This window comes from Leisingera sp. NJS204, from assembly GCF_004123675.1.
GTDB lineage: Bacteria > Pseudomonadota > Alphaproteobacteria > Rhodobacterales > Rhodobacteraceae > Leisingera.
This window is the reverse complement of sequence record NZ_CP035417.1, coordinates 1,338,984-1,352,874: the sequence shown is the minus strand read 5'-3', so window position 1 is coordinate 1,352,874 and position 13,891 is coordinate 1,338,984. Positions and strand designations below refer to the sequence as shown.

Annotated in this window: 17 protein-coding genes; 9 read left to right on the top strand and 8 right to left on the bottom strand. The window is 63.8% G+C overall.

All coding sequences use genetic code 11. From position 1 onward, the window contains the following. Positions 1 to 64 precede the first annotated feature (64 nt). The gene (locus ETW24_RS06630) at positions 65 to 967 is read left to right on the top strand and encodes a fructose bisphosphate aldolase (protein ID WP_129370297.1); all 903 of its coding nucleotides are present in this window, start codon (positions 65 to 67) and stop codon (positions 965 to 967) included. Between the two features lie 140 nt (positions 968 to 1,107). Here the strand turns inward: ETW24_RS06630 and ETW24_RS06625 are convergent, their stop codons facing one another. The 4 genes from ETW24_RS06625 to ETW24_RS06610 all read right to left on the bottom strand — a co-directional run bounded on the left by ETW24_RS06625 (position 1,108) and on the right by ETW24_RS06610 (position 3,942). Further along, complete coding sequence (locus tag ETW24_RS06625; RefSeq protein ID WP_129370296.1) at positions 1,108 to 1,323, bottom strand: hypothetical protein; 216 nt, start codon at positions 1,321 to 1,323, stop codon at positions 1,108 to 1,110. 47 nt (positions 1,324 to 1,370) lie between these two features. After that, a complete protein-coding gene (locus ETW24_RS06620) occupies positions 1,371 to 1,568 on the bottom strand; it encodes a hypothetical protein (protein WP_129370295.1) in 198 nt (65 codons plus the stop codon). A 446-nt stretch (positions 1,569 to 2,014) separates the two neighbouring features. After that, positions 2,015 to 2,800, bottom strand: a complete 786-nt coding sequence (locus ETW24_RS06615) for a crotonase/enoyl-CoA hydratase family protein (protein WP_129370294.1) — start codon at positions 2,798 to 2,800, stop codon at positions 2,015 to 2,017. 77 nt (positions 2,801 to 2,877) lie between these two features. Further along, positions 2,878 to 3,942, bottom strand: a complete 1,065-nt coding sequence (locus ETW24_RS06610) for an SMP-30/gluconolactonase/LRE family protein (RefSeq protein ID WP_129370293.1) — start codon at positions 3,940 to 3,942, stop codon at positions 2,878 to 2,880. A 93-nt stretch (positions 3,943 to 4,035) separates the two neighbouring features. Between ETW24_RS06610 and ETW24_RS06605 the strand changes: the two genes are divergently transcribed. Both ETW24_RS06605 and ETW24_RS06600 read left to right on the top strand, forming a co-directional pair. Beyond that, the gene (locus tag ETW24_RS06605) at positions 4,036 to 5,145 is read left to right on the top strand and encodes a pyridoxal phosphate-dependent aminotransferase (protein ID WP_129370292.1); all 1,110 of its coding nucleotides are present in this window, start codon (positions 4,036 to 4,038) and stop codon (positions 5,143 to 5,145) included. Positions 5,146 to 5,235: 90 nt separating this feature from the next. Further along, positions 5,236 to 5,430 (top strand): histidinol phosphate aminotransferase, encoded by a 195-nt coding sequence (locus ETW24_RS06600; protein ID WP_129370291.1) that lies wholly within the window; start codon positions 5,236 to 5,238, stop codon positions 5,428 to 5,430. Positions 5,431 to 5,461: 31 nt separating this feature from the next. Here ETW24_RS06600 and ETW24_RS25370 read toward each other — a convergent pair whose 3' ends face one another. Further along, the gene (locus ETW24_RS25370) at positions 5,462 to 5,704 is read right to left on the bottom strand and encodes a hypothetical protein (protein WP_441328130.1); all 243 of its coding nucleotides are present in this window, start codon (positions 5,702 to 5,704) and stop codon (positions 5,462 to 5,464) included. A 181-nt stretch (positions 5,705 to 5,885) separates the two neighbouring features. Continuing rightward, the gene (locus ETW24_RS25365) at positions 5,886 to 6,188 is read right to left on the bottom strand and encodes a hypothetical protein (protein ID WP_441328129.1); all 303 of its coding nucleotides are present in this window, start codon (positions 6,186 to 6,188) and stop codon (positions 5,886 to 5,888) included. 98 nt (positions 6,189 to 6,286) lie between these two features. Here ETW24_RS25365 and ETW24_RS06590 point away from each other — a divergent pair, with 98 nt between their 5' ends. Then, positions 6,287 to 8,146 (top strand): ABC transporter ATP-binding protein, encoded by a 1,860-nt coding sequence (locus ETW24_RS06590; RefSeq protein WP_129370290.1) that lies wholly within the window; start codon positions 6,287 to 6,289, stop codon positions 8,144 to 8,146. Between the two features lie 129 nt (positions 8,147 to 8,275). Here the strand turns inward: ETW24_RS06590 and ETW24_RS06585 are convergent, their stop codons facing one another. Next, positions 8,276 to 8,956, bottom strand: a complete 681-nt coding sequence (locus ETW24_RS06585) for a TIGR04283 family arsenosugar biosynthesis glycosyltransferase (protein ID WP_129370289.1) — start codon at positions 8,954 to 8,956, stop codon at positions 8,276 to 8,278. An 88-nt stretch (positions 8,957 to 9,044) separates the two neighbouring features. Between ETW24_RS06585 and ygfZ the strand changes: the two genes are divergently transcribed. The 3 genes from ygfZ to ETW24_RS06570 all read left to right on the top strand — a co-directional run bounded on the left by ygfZ (position 9,045) and on the right by ETW24_RS06570 (position 10,837). Continuing rightward, positions 9,045 to 9,779: a CAF17-like 4Fe-4S cluster assembly/insertion protein YgfZ gene (gene ygfZ, locus ETW24_RS06580; protein ID WP_129370288.1), complete on the top strand. Its 735-nt coding sequence runs from the start codon at positions 9,045 to 9,047 to the stop codon at positions 9,777 to 9,779. A 260-nt stretch (positions 9,780 to 10,039) separates the two neighbouring features. Then, positions 10,040 to 10,231 carry a fructosamine kinase family protein gene (locus tag ETW24_RS24750; RefSeq protein ID WP_254695716.1) on the top strand — a complete coding sequence of 64 codons (192 nt, stop codon included), beginning with the start codon at positions 10,040 to 10,042 and terminating at the stop codon, positions 10,229 to 10,231. 60 nt (positions 10,232 to 10,291) lie between these two features. Next, the gene (locus ETW24_RS06570; RefSeq protein WP_129370287.1) at positions 10,292 to 10,837 is read left to right on the top strand and encodes a hypothetical protein; all 546 of its coding nucleotides are present in this window, start codon (positions 10,292 to 10,294) and stop codon (positions 10,835 to 10,837) included. A gap of 132 nt (positions 10,838 to 10,969) precedes the next feature. On the opposite strand, the gene efp is transcribed toward ETW24_RS06570, so the two are convergent. Further along, a complete protein-coding gene (gene efp / locus ETW24_RS06565; RefSeq protein ID WP_129370286.1) occupies positions 10,970 to 11,533 on the bottom strand; it encodes an elongation factor P in 564 nt (187 codons plus the stop codon). Between the two features lie 219 nt (positions 11,534 to 11,752). Here efp and ETW24_RS06560 point away from each other — a divergent pair, with 219 nt between their 5' ends. Then, on the top strand, positions 11,753 to 12,070 hold the full coding sequence (locus ETW24_RS06560; protein WP_008556013.1) for a DUF6280 family protein: 318 nt from the start codon (positions 11,753 to 11,755) through the stop codon (positions 12,068 to 12,070). 198 nt (positions 12,071 to 12,268) lie between these two features. Then, positions 12,269 to 13,729 (top strand): cobyric acid synthase, encoded by a 1,461-nt coding sequence (locus tag ETW24_RS06555; RefSeq protein ID WP_129370285.1) that lies wholly within the window; start codon positions 12,269 to 12,271, stop codon positions 13,727 to 13,729. Positions 13,730 to 13,891 lie beyond the last annotated feature (162 nt).

The following is a 13,891-nucleotide window of genomic DNA, read 5'->3' as shown; positions in this document are numbered from 1 at the left end:
TTCCCGGCAGATTCGCGGTATAGACAGCGCCAAGACAGACCATTCCCAAGAAGAGTGACGCATCATGGCCAAAGACGCTTCCGTTCATCAGGAACAACTCGACCGTATCGCAGCCGGCAAAGGCTTCATTGCCGCGCTGGACCAATCCGGCGGCTCGACCCCGAAGGCGCTGGCGCTTTATGGCGTGACCGAGGACGCCTATTCCGGCGATGACGAGATGTTCGCCGAAATCCACAAGATGCGCACCCGCATCATCACCTCGCCGAGCTTTGGCAAGGAGCGTATCCTGGGTGCGATCCTGTTCGAGAAAACCATGGACGGCGAGATTGACGGCAAGCCGACCGCGGACTTCCTGTGGGGCAACTGCGGCGTGGTGCCGTTCCTGAAAGTGGACAAGGGCCTGGCCGATGAGGCCAATGGCGTGCAGATGATGAAGCCGATGCCGGAGCTGGACGCCCTGCTGGCGCGCGCCGGTGAGAAGGGCATCTTCGGCACCAAGATGCGCTCGGTCGTCAAGGAAGCCAATGCGACAGGCATCAAGGCGGTTGTTGCCCAGCAGTTCGAAGTGGGCCAGCAGATCGTGGCCGCCGGCCTGGTACCGATCATCGAGCCGGAAGTGGACATCAACTCGGCCACCAAAGCCGAGGCCGAAGATGTCCTGAAGGCAGAGATCAAGGCACAACTGGACGCCCTGCCCGAAGGCACCAAAGTGGCGCTGAAGCTGACCATCCCGTCCAAGGCGGGCCTCTATGATGATCTGGCAGATCACGCCAATGTGGTGCGGGTTGTGGCGCTGTCGGGCGGCTATACCACCGATGACGCCTGCGCGCGCCTGTCGCAGAACGCCAAGATGATCGCCTCCTTCAGCCGCGCGCTGACCGAGGGGCTGAGCGTGTCGATGACCGATGCGGAATATGACGCTGCATTGGGCGCAAATATCGCCAAAATCTACGACGCGTCGCTCTAAGCCCGCCGCAGACCTGTTGAATAGAAAGCCGCGCCTGCACCGGGCGCGGCTTTTTTCATGGCCGGCTTTTAGGATCTGCGGCCCAAAGGCCGGTATCACTGGACCCGCGTCGTTGGGCCGGTATCACCGGGGCCGGCAGGTCAAAGACCCGTGCGCCCGGCGCAGCAGACCGCCAGCACCAGCCCGGCGCCGCTGAGGAAGGGCAGCCAGAAGAACCGCAATGCAGTCAGGGTGAACCAGCCGGGCTGATCCTCGGCCGGCTGGCCTGCGCCGCCGAGCCAGGCCCAGAACACCAGCGCCGAGGCCGAGATCATCACTCCGCTGAAGGCGAGCAGCCAACGGGCCGAGCTAGGCATTGCACCCTCCGCCGCCGGGGGCCTGCGGCTGGCGGCGAGCCATCCGCTCACGCTGCCTCGGTCAGCGACGGGTGCAGGCCGGTGCAGCTGACCTTGTTTTCATTGACCGCCAGGTAACGCTGCGCCTCCTCGCGGTTTCCAAAGCACAGGGCCTCGTCATAAAAATAGGTGATCCGGTCGCCGGTCCGGGACAGCAGGGCGCCGCTTTCGAACAGAATAAACCACTTCTTACGCACCAGTTGCATCAGCCTCACTCCTTTCTGAAGCCCGGCTGCAGCGCACTTCCTGCGCCAGCCGGTTCTACTGCATTTCATCAGGGTGCAAACACCCATCCGGCGCCCGTACGAGCGTTCCGGCGGCAGGTTTCCAATTGATGGATTGGCCTGTTTTGCGCCCTGATGAAGGCAGAATTCGCCCGCAAATATTGCCAAATGGTTAACGGGCGTTTCTGTTGGTTTTGCGCGGCATTTTTCTGCCGGCAGGCGGCGGTTTCCCGCTGGCATCGGCGGATTTTCGGAAAAATTGGCGAAAAACCGCTGTTGCAGTTTTCAAAGACCCGCCGGCGGCAAAGCGCCCGTTCCGGACGCTGCCTCCGGCGGGGATTTTTACAGCCGGAAGAAGCTGTTGGAATTCCGGTTCAGCACCACGCGAACGGCAGCACGGGGCGGAGAAGAAGCCTCTCTGGCAGGGCTCAGCCGAAATCCGGCGGGCGCTTTTGCAGCTGCGCCGCGACGGCCTCCATCTGATCCGGCTTGCCGATCAGGTCCAGCTGTCCGGCGCTTTCGGCCAGCAGCACATCCGCCTGGGCGGCACCGCTTTCGGCATAAGCGATCATGCGCTTGGCAGCGCGGATGGCGGAGGGGCTTTTTGCTGCAATGACGGTGGCCAGTTCCTGGGCGCGGGTAAGCGGGCTGTCTGCCAGTTCGCTCACCAGCCCCCAGTCCAGCGCCTGCGGCGCGGCGATTTTTTCAGCCGTGTAAGTGAGCCGGCGCAAAACGTCCGAACGCAGCAGCCGCGGCAGCAGCGCCATGCCGCCCATGTCCGGGATCAGCCCCCATTTCATCTCCATCACCGACAGCTGCGCCTCGGGGTGGGCAATGCGGATGTCGGCACCCAGCGCGATCTGCAAGCCGCCGCCGAAACAGGCGCCGTGAATGGCCGCGATCACCGGCACCGGCATACGGCGCCAGACCATCGCCACCTCCTGGAACGCGTTGGCGTCGTGGTGGGTGCGCTCCATCACCAAGGTGCTGAGGTCACGCTGCGCAAATCCGGCCAGAGCGGCCATGTCGAGACCGGCGCAAAAGCTGTTGCCGCTACCTGCCAGCACCACAGCGCGGGCATCCGATTCCGCCACCTCCTGCCCGGCCGCGATGATTGCCTCGATCATCTCCTCGTCCAAGGCGTTGTGCTTGTCCGGACGGGCAAGCGTGACATAGGCGATGTGGTCCTTGTAGCCGGTGGTGACTCTGGCCATGGCGTATTCCCCGTTTCTGGTTTGCCGCCAGCCTGCCCCGGCAGCGGATGGGATGCCAGTCCAACGTGGGGGAAGGGTCAGGGTTGCAGCGGCAGACGGGCAAACCAGGGCGAGTCGAGTGTCATCACGTAAAGCTGCCCGCCTGCCAGCTTGCCGCCGGTGGTGACGCCAAGGCGCCCGTCCGGATCCTGCAGCGTGCGTAAGGTTTTGCCCTGCCCGTCGAACTGCATCAGCATGCCGCGATGCACCGGCGCCGGGCGCACAATCGGCCCCAGCCGCCAGATCAGTTTGCGCAAGAACGGATAGGGCATCAGTTTTTCCGACGGCAGGCGCGGGCTGGCAAAGGCCAGCCAATAGGTGCCGTCGCCCTGGCCTTCAAGGTTGTCGGGATAGCCGGGAAGGTTATCAAGGAAAACCTCTTGCTGGCCCGCCCTGTCCCCCGTGAGCCAGAAGCGATGGATACGGGCGCGGCCGGTTTCGTTGATCAGGAGGAAATCTTCGTCCGGGGACAGGGCAATGCCATTGGTGTAGACGAAGCCTGTGGCGAGCTTTTCTACGCTGCCGTCTGGCGCCAAGCGGGCGACATAGCCGCTGTCCGACTGTTCCCAGATGGTGAGGATCGAGGTGGGTTTGGTACCGCCCATGGTTTCCGGATCGAACCGGTCGGAGGAGTTGGAGAAGTAGACTGTGCCGTCCTGTGCCACGTCGAGCTGATTGGCGTAAATGATGGGCGTGCCATTGATGCTGTCTGCCAGCACCTTGAGCGTGCCGGGGCCGGACCAGCGCAGGATGCCGCGGAAGCTGTCAGCGATGTAAAGCGCGCCGTCCGGCCCGGCCTTCAACCCCAGCGGGCGGCCGCCGAGACGGTCGGCCAGCACCGGCTCCGCCCCGTCGATGCGGTAGAGATTTCCGGAAAGGCTGGTGGTGTAGACCGCACCGTCCGCGAGTTCGGCCAGGTCTTCGGGGCCTGCTTCGCCATCCGGCAGTGTGATCAGCTCTGCCGCATCCAGGGCGCGGTTTTCGGCGTAGGCGCCGGTAAACCCTGGCGCGGCGGGCGGGTCATAGGCGACCGGATCCACCGGCACCGGCCAGAACAACAGGTAGCCTAGGGCGGTGGCCAGCAAGGCCAGAACAATGCGCATGAAAGAATCCTCTGGAAATCCGGGGTAATCTGCGCGGCAGGGAACGGTGACGCAAGCCTTGCCCCGTTTGCGGGCTTGGGGTTATCTGCGGCCATGACTGGTCCCCGCTACACCCCGCTTGCGCTTTCCCTGCCTGCCGCCGTGCCGTTTGTCGGCCCCGAAACGCAGGAGCGTGAGCGCGGCGCGCCTTTTGCGGCACGGCTGGGGGCGAATGAGAACATATTCGGCCCCTCGCCCAAGGCGGTTGAGGCAATGGCCAAAGCGGCGGCGGAGATCTGGAAATACGGCGATGCGCAAAGCCATGATCTGCGTCAGGCGCTGTCGGCGCATCACGGGGTGGACCCTGAGCATATCATCGTCGGCGAAGGTATCGACGGTTTGCTGGGTTATCTGGTGCGGCTGCTGATCGGGCCGGGCGATGCGGTTGTGACCTCGCTGGGGGCCTATCCGACGTTCAATTACCATGTGGCGGGGTTTGGCGGGGTGATCCACACGGTGCCCTATAAGAATGATCGCGAGGATTTTGAGGCGTTGTTTGCCCGGGCGGCGGAGGTGGATGCCAAGATCGTCTACCTTGCCAATCCGGACAATCCGATGGGCAGCTGGCACAAGGGCGCCGATATTGCCGCCGCGCTGGACCATTTGCCTGCGGGCTGCCTGCTGCTGCTGGACGAGGCTTATGTGGAATGCGCGCCGGAAGGCACCGCGGCGCCCGTCAGTGCCGATGATGTGCGGGTGATCCGGATGCGGACGTTCTCCAAAGCCTATGGCATGGCCGGAGCACGGGTCGGTTATGCGATGGGTCACCCGGATCTGATCGCTGCCTTCAATAAAGTGCGCAATCATTTCGGCATGAACCGGGCGGCGCAGGCGGGGGCGTTGGCGGCCTTGCAGGATCAGGACTGGCTGGCGAGCGTGCTGGCGCAAATCGGCGGCGCGCGGCACCGGATTGCTGGGGTCGCGGCGGAAAACGGGCTGAGCGCCCTGCCCTCGGCCACCAATTTCGTGGCCATTGACTGCGGTCACGACGGGGTGTTCGCCAAGGCGGTTCTGGATGGTCTGGTGGATCAGGGGATCTTTGTGCGGATGCCCTTTGCCGCGCCGCAAAACCGCTGCATCCGGGTGAGCTGCGGGCCGGAAGCGGAGCAGGACGCCTTTGCGGCGGCCCTGCCGCGGGCGCTGGCGGCGGCGCGGGGTGGCTGAAACTTGCCAGCGCTCCCCGGATCGCGGCAGTTTTACCGGACATTCACCACTCCTGGACTACCATTTAGAAGTAGAACCGGGAGAATTGTCATGCGTGACCCTGAACTGCCGGCCAACATGCCGGATTTCTTCACTGCCGCAATCACCTTTGCCGGGATCAACCTGATGTGGATCTTCTTTGTGGTCTGGGTGATGTACGGAATGGTGCCTGTTCTGGTGCTGGCGGTGCTGATCAACCATCTTATCACCAGGCTGGATATCCGCCTGAATGCACGGAAGGCGTGAGCCGCGCCTACCGTTTGTGTCTGCCAGGCTGCTAGCGCGCGGCCAGGGCTGTTGCAGCCGCGTCCAGCGCGCCCGGCCCGTGCGGAATACCCAGCGCCTTGAGACCGGTGTCGATGCCTCCCAGCAGGCCCATCGCCATATGGCCCAGCCGGAAAAACCCGTGCCAGTCCGGGCTGTTTGGCGCCGCCATACCAAGGCCGATGGCCAGCGTCAGGCCCAAGTGCTGTTCCAGCCACATGCGCAGTTCGGTGCCCAGTGGCGATCCGTTCGGCAATCCGGTCCAGGTCCCAGGGCGCGTGATTGCCGAAATCGTGAACCTCAGCCTCGATGCCCAGCCCTTCGGCCATTTCCGGCCAGCCGATCGCAAAACGGCCCGAGGAAGGCACCAGCACCCGGCCGCCCGGCTGCAGCGTGTTCTGCAGTGCCGCCTGCCAGGCGCCGTGGCCGTTGGAGATTTAGATCGCAACCTGATGCCGGGTGCCGGCGATCCGCTGCAGATCCGGGATCAGGGTGGCGGTCATTTCGACCAGAGCACCGGCATAGATGTTGGGAGAGGCCCGGTGCATTGTCTGCAGCACCTGGTCCGGCACCACCGGTGGGCCCGGACTGGCCAGGTATGACCGGCCTGTTGATAGTTCACTGATCCGCTCATGGGCAATGTTCCTTGCAGCGCAAACGCCTTCGCGCACCGCGGTTGATCCTTTGCGGCGCAGTAGCCGGCGATCCCGCAGGGTCAATTCCACAGTCCGCAGCGTCACGGCGAATTGCTTGCGCCCTGCAGCCGAGCTGCTTAAATGGTTGCGGCATGTCAGAAAAGGCGCGAAATGACCCGAACTCCCTGCCGGACCCTCCCCGTATGAGCCAGCCTCACAAATCCTCGCGCGAGCTGTTCGGCTGGCTGTGGCGCGGTTATCTGCGCCATTACATCGGCCTGTTGGGCATTGCCGCGATCTTTATGCTGCTGGAAGGCGCCACCATGGGCGCGCTTGGCTATATGATGCAGCCGATGTTCGATCTGGTCTTTGTCGCGGGCAATTCAGACGCGCTGGTCTGGGTCAGCCTGGCGTTTCTGGCGATTTTCACGTTGCGCGGCGTGTCCAGCGTCACCCAGAAGGTGCTGCTGAGCAAGGTTTCGCAGACCTCGGCCGCACATCTGCGCAAGGATATGCTGGCGCGGCTGATCCGCCAGGATCCGGCGTTTCACCAGCAGCACCCTCCGGGGCTGCTGATCCAGCGGATCCAGTCGGATGTCTATGCCATCAACGCGGTCTGGCAGGCGGTGATCACCGGCGCCGGGCGCGATCTGGTGGCGCTGGTGGCGGTGCTGGGCGTTGCCTTCAGCATCGATTGGCGCTGGACGCTGATCCTGCTGGTCGGGGTGCCGGTGCTCTTGCTGCCGATCTCGACCATCCAGCGTTATGTGCGCAAAAAGGCGTCGCGCGCGCGCGATCTGGGCGCCGATCTGGCAACCCGGCTGGACGAGATTTTTCACGGCATCGTGCCGGTCAAGCTGAACCGTCTGGAAGATTATCAGGTCCACCGTTTTTCCGAACGCACCGATGACTTTGTCCGCTCGGAAGTGAAGGCCGCCTTTGGCACTTCGTCGATTTCGGGCATGACCGACATCATGGCCGGTGTCGGTTTTATGGCGGTGCTGCTGTATGGCGGCAACGAGATCATCGCCGGCGAAAAATCCGTGGGCCAGTTCATGAGCTTTTTCACCTCGATCGGGCTGAGTTTCGAACCGATGCGGCGGCTGGCGAATATTTCCGGTGTCTGGCAGGGCGCGGCGGCAGCGCTGGAGCGGATCAAGGAGCTGCTGGATGCGCCGATCCTGCTGAGCGAGCCAGAACATCCGCAGACCGCGCCGCAAGGTCTGCCCGCCATCAACCTGAGCGGAGTTGAGCTGAATTACGGCGACGCGCAGATCCTGCACGGGCTGACACTGGAGGCCGAAGCCGGCAAGACCACCGCGCTGGTGGGGGCCTCGGGGGCTGGCAAATCGACCATTTTCAACCTGCTGACCCGGATGGTGGATCCGCAGGCGGGATCCGTGACCGTGGGCAGGGTTGAGGTCACCGGTCTGAACACCGCAGATCTGCGCAGCCTGTTTTCGGTGGTGACGCAGGATGCGATGCTGTTTGACGAAACCCTGCTTGAGAATATCGTGCTGGGCCGCACCGATGTGAGCGACGAGGAACTGCAAGCGGCGCTGGAGGCCTCGCATGTGGCGGATTTCCTGCCCAAGCTGGAGCATGGGCTGGAAACCCGCGTGGGGCCGCGCGGATCAGCCCTGTCGGGCGGCCAGCGCCAGCGGGTGGTGATAGCCCGCGCCTTGCTGCGCAATACGCCGGTGCTGCTGCTGGACGAGGCCACCTCGGCCTTGGATGCGCAATCCGAGAAGGTCGTGCAGCAGGCGCTGGACAAGCTGGCCGGCGGGCGCACCACGCTGGTGATTGCGCACCGGCTGTCGACCATCCGCAATGCAGATAAGATTGTGGTGATGGACCGCGGCCGGGTGCTGGACCAGGGCACCCACGAAGAACTGCTGGCGCGCGGCGGCACCTATGCCGATCTGTACCGGCTGCAGTTTCAGGACGGCAAGACAGTGGTGGATACTGCCGGCATCGCCGCCCAAGCCGAGCAAGTGCCGGGTGGCGCCGCAAGCGGCAAGGAACGCTGGTTCCGCCGGTTCTCGCGCAAGGTGTTCGGCTGAGTATCTTTGAATGTTTCGCCCGGCCGAAAGGTCGGGCAACGCCCGTCCGCCCCGGTCAAACCAAAGGTTTGCCTCCGGCAAAACGGCGGGCGCTTCGCTTCCGCCCGCGGAAGAACCCTGCTCTCTCTTCTATTTCCGGTAAGAAGCAGCCAGCTTTCCCGTATCCCGCCCCAGAAAATACCGCATCAGCGTCCACAGGTTGCGTGCTCCGCGCCGCAGCCAGCCCGCGCGCTGGTAGCGCGCGGCGCTGGTCAGCGCCGCGCTTGGCAGAATCGTCATGCCCTGCAGGCGGCGCACCAACGCCACGTCCTCCATCAGCGGCTGGTCGGGATAACCGCCTGCAGCCTCATACACCGCGCGCCGGATCAGCAGGCCCTGATCGCCATAGGGCAGCCTGAACAGCCGCGTGCGCAGGTTGGCCCAGCCCGCGACCCAGGCCGGCATCAGCCCACGCGCCCGGAAGCGCAGGCGGAAACAGGCGGGGCTGCCCTGCCCCGTCTGCAGATGCTGCGCCACGGCTTTGGCCCAGCCCGGTTCCAGACGGGTGTCGGCGTGCAGTATCAACAGCCAGTCGCCCTTGGCCGCCGCACAGCCCCGGCGCAGCTGGCCGCCGCGCGAGGGCGCGCCGCTGATCCATTCTGCGCCCGCACCCTCAGCGATAGCGCGGGTGGCGTCGGCGGAGCCGCCATCCGTTATCACCAGTTCGCGGATCAGACCTGCTGCCAGCCCCTCCATCAGATGTTCAAGCGTGGCAGGCAGCTCTTCGCTTGCGTTCAAGGCGGGGATCACGATGCTGACCGGCGCGGGCATGGGTGGTTTTCCTGTTTTCTTCCGCCCTGCTTCCTATATCACTGGGCGGAACTATGAAACGTCCTCTGAGAAACACCGGAGACATCAAATGAACGACCGCCGCATCCTGCGCCTGAGTGGTGCCGACGCCCGCAGTTTTTTGCAGGGGCTGGTGACCAACAATGTCGACCGGCTGGACGATGGGCTGGTCTACGCAGCACTCTTGACGCCGCAGGGCAAGTATCTGGCGGATTTCTTTCTGGCCGCCGATGGCGATGCGGTGCTCTTGGACGTGGAGGCGTCGCTGGCCGAAGGCCTGCTGAAGCGGCTGAACATGTACCGGCTGCGCGCTGACGTGCAGGTGGAACTGACGGATCTGCAGGTGAAACGCGGCACCGGCGATGCGCCTGAGGGCGCGCTGTCCGATCCGCGCCATGCGGATATGGGCTGGCGGCTCTATGGCGCTGAAGGCGGCGATGACGGCAGTGATTGGGACGCGGTCCGGGTCGCCCATTGTATCCCTGAGACCAGCGTCGAGCTGGGACCGGAAAGCTATATTCTGGAGGCGGGGTTTGAAGCGCTGAACGGGGTGGATTTCCGCAAGGGCTGCTATGTGGGCCAGGAGGTCACCGCGCGGATGAAACACAAGACCGAGCTGCGCAAGGGGTTCCGGACTGTGGAGGTTGAGGGCACGGCGCCGGTTGGCACTGAAATCACCTCGGGCGGCAAACCCGTGGGCACGCTGTTCACCCAGTCCGGCGGCAAAGGCATTGCCTATCTGCGGTTCGACCGCGCCAAGGAGGGGATGCTGGCCGGAGAGGCCCGTGTCACCTGGCAGGTGTGAGCGGGCTGGAGGAAACGTTTCTTTCCCTATTGGGCGCTGAAGTCGCACGCGCCCGCCCGCTGCATGGCGGTAATTTGTCCGAGGTGCAGCTGCTGGAGCTGCGATCGCGGTTTAAGACCCTTTGCGACAGGTTGCCGGATCCGTTGCCTGCTGCCCCGCCAACCTCTCTGCTGCATGGCAATCTGCGGGCTGCCAATGTTTTGTTCCGCGGCAGCTACGCCTATCTGATCGACCCTGGGTGTTACTAAGGGGATGGAGACGTGGATCTGGCGATGCTGCATCTGTTCGGCGCACGGCCTGAAGCGTTTCACGAAAGCTATGGCGCGCCGGAGCCGGGGCATGAGGTGCGCCGGGCCATCTATCAGCTGTGGCCTGCACTGGTGCATCTGCGGCTGTTCGGTGCCAGTTACCGCAGCATGGTGGAGACACGGCTGGACGCGCTGGGGGTCTGACAAGCCTCTGTTCACCTAATTGGGTTAGGGTCGCCGTCAGGATTGCTGAAAGGGTATTTGATGCGACTGATCCTTGGTGCTTGCCTGGCCGCGCTGGCGGCCTCCCCTGCTTTGGCAGACTACTGGAATTACAAGGACTGGCATGCCGCCACTGAACCGCATGAGACCGAGCAGGACAACTACCTGACCTGCCGCGCCTGGACCGGCGGCGATGGCGACCCGATCCTGGCGTTGGAGGTGTTTTCCGGCGACGGCGGCCCGCCGGATTTTTACCCGATGGCCAAGGTGCAGGAATATGCGCCGCGCCATTACCCGACGCTGATGCAGCGGGGCGGCACTGTGGATTTCATCTTTGACTTTGACCGCAGCTTCTCAGTTTCTGCCGGGATCAATTCCTGGATCAACGAGGAAGGCCTGGCCGAAGCTGAAAGCGCGCTGCAGTTCCAGGATCACCTGCCGATGCTGCAAGCGATGAAACAGGGAAGCTGGGTAGAGATCTGGGCCGGGAACGACATGTTCTATGAGGCGTCGTTGAGCGGATTTACCGCGGCCTATGGCAGGATGATGGATGAATGCGGCTTCAACCTGGCGCTGCCTGCTAAGTGATACTCCCGTCCCGCCGGCTGGCGGCGCAAAAGTTTTCGAGAACTTTTGCAAAAGTCTTGGGATCCGCCCGAAGACCTGAAAAAGCCGCCCCCGAGGGAGGGCGGCCTTCGCTTTTCCGGGACGCGGCCTGGATCAGGCGCGTTCGGAGTATTCCATGGTCTCGGTGTTCACCACGATCATCTCGTCCTGGCCGACAAATGGCGGCACCATGACCTTGACGCCGTTGTCCAGAATCGCGGGCTTGAAGGAGTTCGCCGCGGTCTGGCCTTTGACTACCGGCTCTGTCTCGACGATCTGGCAGGTCACTTTCTGCGGCACGGTGGCGTTCAGCGCCTCCGCTTCGTGGAATTCCACAACAATGGTCATGCCGTCCTGCAGGAACGGGCGGCGGTCGCCCAGCAGCTCTGCCGGCAGTTCGATCTGCTCGTACGTCTCGGTGTCCATGAACACCAGCATGCCGTCGCTCTCGTAAAGGAACTGCTGGTCTTTCTGTTCCAGCCGGACCTTCTCGACCTTGTCCGCCGAGCGGAAGCGCTCGTTCAGCTTGGAGCCGTTACGCAGGTTGCGCATTTCGACCTGGGCAAAGGCGCCGCCCTTGCCGGGCTTGACGTGATCGACCTTCACCGCTGCCCACAAACCGCCATTATGTTCCAGGACGTTTCCGGGACGGATTTCGTTACCGTTGATCTTGGGCATGGGAAAATGCCTTTCAGATGGTTGTTGAAAACTTGCAAGACCCTATATCTGGCAGGCTGATCGCTGGCAAGACAAGGATATGGTATGGAGACTGTGTGAATAAGGTATGCGCAATTTGCATGAAAGCTATGCATCTGCGCTCTATCCGAATCGTCACAATTCCGCCATAAGCAGCGCTACGCCGAAAATTGCAATAGCAAGAACAACAAGGGATACGAGATGCGAGATTTCGTAGACGGCACCGCTTATAATAACGAGCAAGGCAACCGCGCCCGCAAACTGTTTGCAGCCGTTGTCCTGGCCGCACTGGATGATGCCATCGCCGACGACAAGAAATACGGCAATGGCCCGGAACAGATTGCCCGCTGGGCACGTTCGCGCGATGGCCGCGAAGTGCTGTCCTGCGCCGGTATCGACCCGAACGAACGGGTTGTAGAAGGCCTGATGGACTTCGTGGGCCGCGGTGTGCGGACCTCGGTTGCACTGTCGCGTGAAGAAAGCGAACGCCGCAACGCTGCGCAGGCAGAAGCCGCCTAAAAGGCCTCTGCCCCGCATTGCCGAAAAGCGCGCCCTTTGGGGGCGCGTTTTTCTTTTGCGCACCAAGGTTTCCGCAGGGTCAGGCTGTCGCGTGGCAGCTGCCGCGGGACGCTTGCGGCACAGCGCCCATAGACGGCGCTGCCTAAGCTGCTATGCAGACGCCTGACACAGGGGCGCAGGCAGGGAGATGGCAGCAGGATGACACGGGCGCGTTCGATCATGATCCAGGGCACCGGCAGCAATGTCGGCAAGTCGCTTATCGTGGCGGGGCTGGCGCGCGCCTATGTGCGGCGCGGGCTGAAAGTGGCACCGTTCAAGCCGCAGAACATGTCGAACAACGCAGCGGTGACGCCCGAGGGCGGCGAGATCGGCCGGGCGCAGGCGCTGCAGGCGCGCGCCGCGATGCGGCCTCCCCATACAGATATGAACCCGGTTCTGCTGAAGCCCGAGACCGACACCGGCGCCCAGGTGATCGTGCAGGGCAAGCGGCGCGGCACCCAGGGTGCGGGTTCCTTCTTGCGCGACAAAACCGGCCTCTTGGAGGCCGCGCTGGAAAGCTACCGGCGCTTGGCCGCTGACGCTGATCTGGTGCTGATCGAGGGCGCGGGATCGCCTGCCGAAACCAACCTGCGCAAGAATGACATTGCCAATATGGGCTTTGCCTGTGCGGCAGAGGTACCGGTGGTGATTACCGGCGATATCCACCGCGGCGGGGTGATTGCGCAGATCGTCGGCACCCACGCGGTGCTTGAACGCCATGATCTGAAGCGGGTCGTGGGGTTCATGGTGAACCGGTTCCGCGGCGACCTCAGCCTGTTTGATGCAGGCCGGGACGATATTGCCGCGCGCACCGGCTGGCCCAGCTTAGGCGTGGTGCCGTGGTTCTGGGACGCCTGGAAACTGCCGGCCGAGGACATGATGGACATCGCCTCGCGCCAGGGCGGCGCCTGCAAGGTGGTGGTGCCGCAGCTGGAACGGATGGCGAATTTCGACGATCTGGACCCGCTGGCAGCGGAGCCGGAGGTGACGGTGGAGATCGTGCCGCCGGGCCGCGCCCTGCCCGGCGATGCGGATCTGGTAATCCTGCCGGGCAGCAAATCGACCATTGGCGATCTGGCCTATCTGCGCGGCCAGGGTTGGGATATCGACATCCAGGCGCATTACCGCCGCGGCGGCCATGTGCTGGGCTTGTGCGGCGGCTATCAGATGCTGGGCAAGACAATTGACGACCCCGAAGGCGTCGATGGCCGCCCCGGCAAGGTCGAGGGGCTGGGCCTTTTGGACGTGCATACGGTGATGGCGGGCGAAAAGCGTGTCACCCTGACCGAGGCGGTGACCCGCGACGGCAATCTGCCGGTGAACGGTTATGAGATCCACATGGGCCGCACGGCTGGTGCCGATTGCGATCGGGCCTGGCTGAGCATCGATGGGCGGGCCGAAGGCGCGGCCTCAGCCGATGGCCGGGTGAAAGGGTCTTATCTGCACGGGCTGTTTTCCTCGGATGCCTTCCGCGCCAGCGTGCTGGCGGGGCTCGGGCATGAAAGCCAGACGGGGTATGAAGACGGTGTCGAGGAGACGCTTGATGCGCTGGCGGACCATCTGGAACGCTATATGGATCTGGACCAGCTGCTGGAGCTGTCCCGGCCGGTGACGTTCTAAGGCCCCTGCGGGCAAGGCAAGCCCTCCCGCGTCCGCAGCCTGCCCTGGCCACGGCCAGACCCGTCTGTGGTCTTGGGCCCGGCGCCGCGCTTGGCGCGGCGCCGGGCCCAACGGGCGGAGGGCTTTGCCAAAAGCCAGACGCCGGGCGGGAGCAGCCCCCTT

Excerpts from the sequence above, each read along its gene's own strand:
- ETW24_RS06585 (WP_129370289.1), bottom strand. The coding sequence starts at position 8,956 with ATGCCCGCGCCGGTCAGCATCGTGATCCCCGCCTTGAACGCAAGCGAA.
- ETW24_RS06625 (WP_129370296.1), bottom strand. The coding sequence starts at position 1,323 with ATGCCTAGCTCGGCCCGTTGGCTGCTCGCCTTCAGCGGAGTGATGATC.
- ETW24_RS06560 (WP_008556013.1), top strand. The coding sequence starts at position 11,753 with ATGCGAGATTTCGTAGACGGCACCGCTTATAATAACGAGCAAGGCAAC.
- ETW24_RS06615 (WP_129370294.1), bottom strand. The coding sequence starts at position 2,800 with ATGGCCAGAGTCACCACCGGCTACAAGGACCACATCGCCTATGTCACG.
- ETW24_RS06605 (WP_129370292.1), top strand. The coding sequence starts at position 4,036 with ATGACTGGTCCCCGCTACACCCCGCTTGCGCTTTCCCTGCCTGCCGCC.
- ETW24_RS06610 (WP_129370293.1), bottom strand. The coding sequence starts at position 3,942 with ATGCGCATTGTTCTGGCCTTGCTGGCCACCGCCCTAGGCTACCTGTTG.
- ETW24_RS06600 (WP_129370291.1), top strand. The coding sequence starts at position 5,236 with ATGCGTGACCCTGAACTGCCGGCCAACATGCCGGATTTCTTCACTGCC.
- ETW24_RS06630 (WP_129370297.1), top strand. The coding sequence starts at position 65 with ATGGCCAAAGACGCTTCCGTTCATCAGGAACAACTCGACCGTATCGCA.
- efp (WP_129370286.1), bottom strand. The coding sequence starts at position 11,533 with ATGCCCAAGATCAACGGTAACGAAATCCGTCCCGGAAACGTCCTGGAA.
- ETW24_RS06555 (WP_129370285.1), top strand. The coding sequence starts at position 12,269 with ATGACACGGGCGCGTTCGATCATGATCCAGGGCACCGGCAGCAATGTC.
- ETW24_RS06570 (WP_129370287.1), top strand. The coding sequence starts at position 10,292 with ATGCGACTGATCCTTGGTGCTTGCCTGGCCGCGCTGGCGGCCTCCCCT.
- ygfZ (WP_129370288.1), top strand. The coding sequence starts at position 9,045 with ATGAACGACCGCCGCATCCTGCGCCTGAGTGGTGCCGACGCCCGCAGT.
- ETW24_RS06590 (WP_129370290.1), top strand. The coding sequence starts at position 6,287 with ATGAGCCAGCCTCACAAATCCTCGCGCGAGCTGTTCGGCTGGCTGTGG.
- ETW24_RS06620 (WP_129370295.1), bottom strand. The coding sequence starts at position 1,568 with ATGCAACTGGTGCGTAAGAAGTGGTTTATTCTGTTCGAAAGCGGCGCC.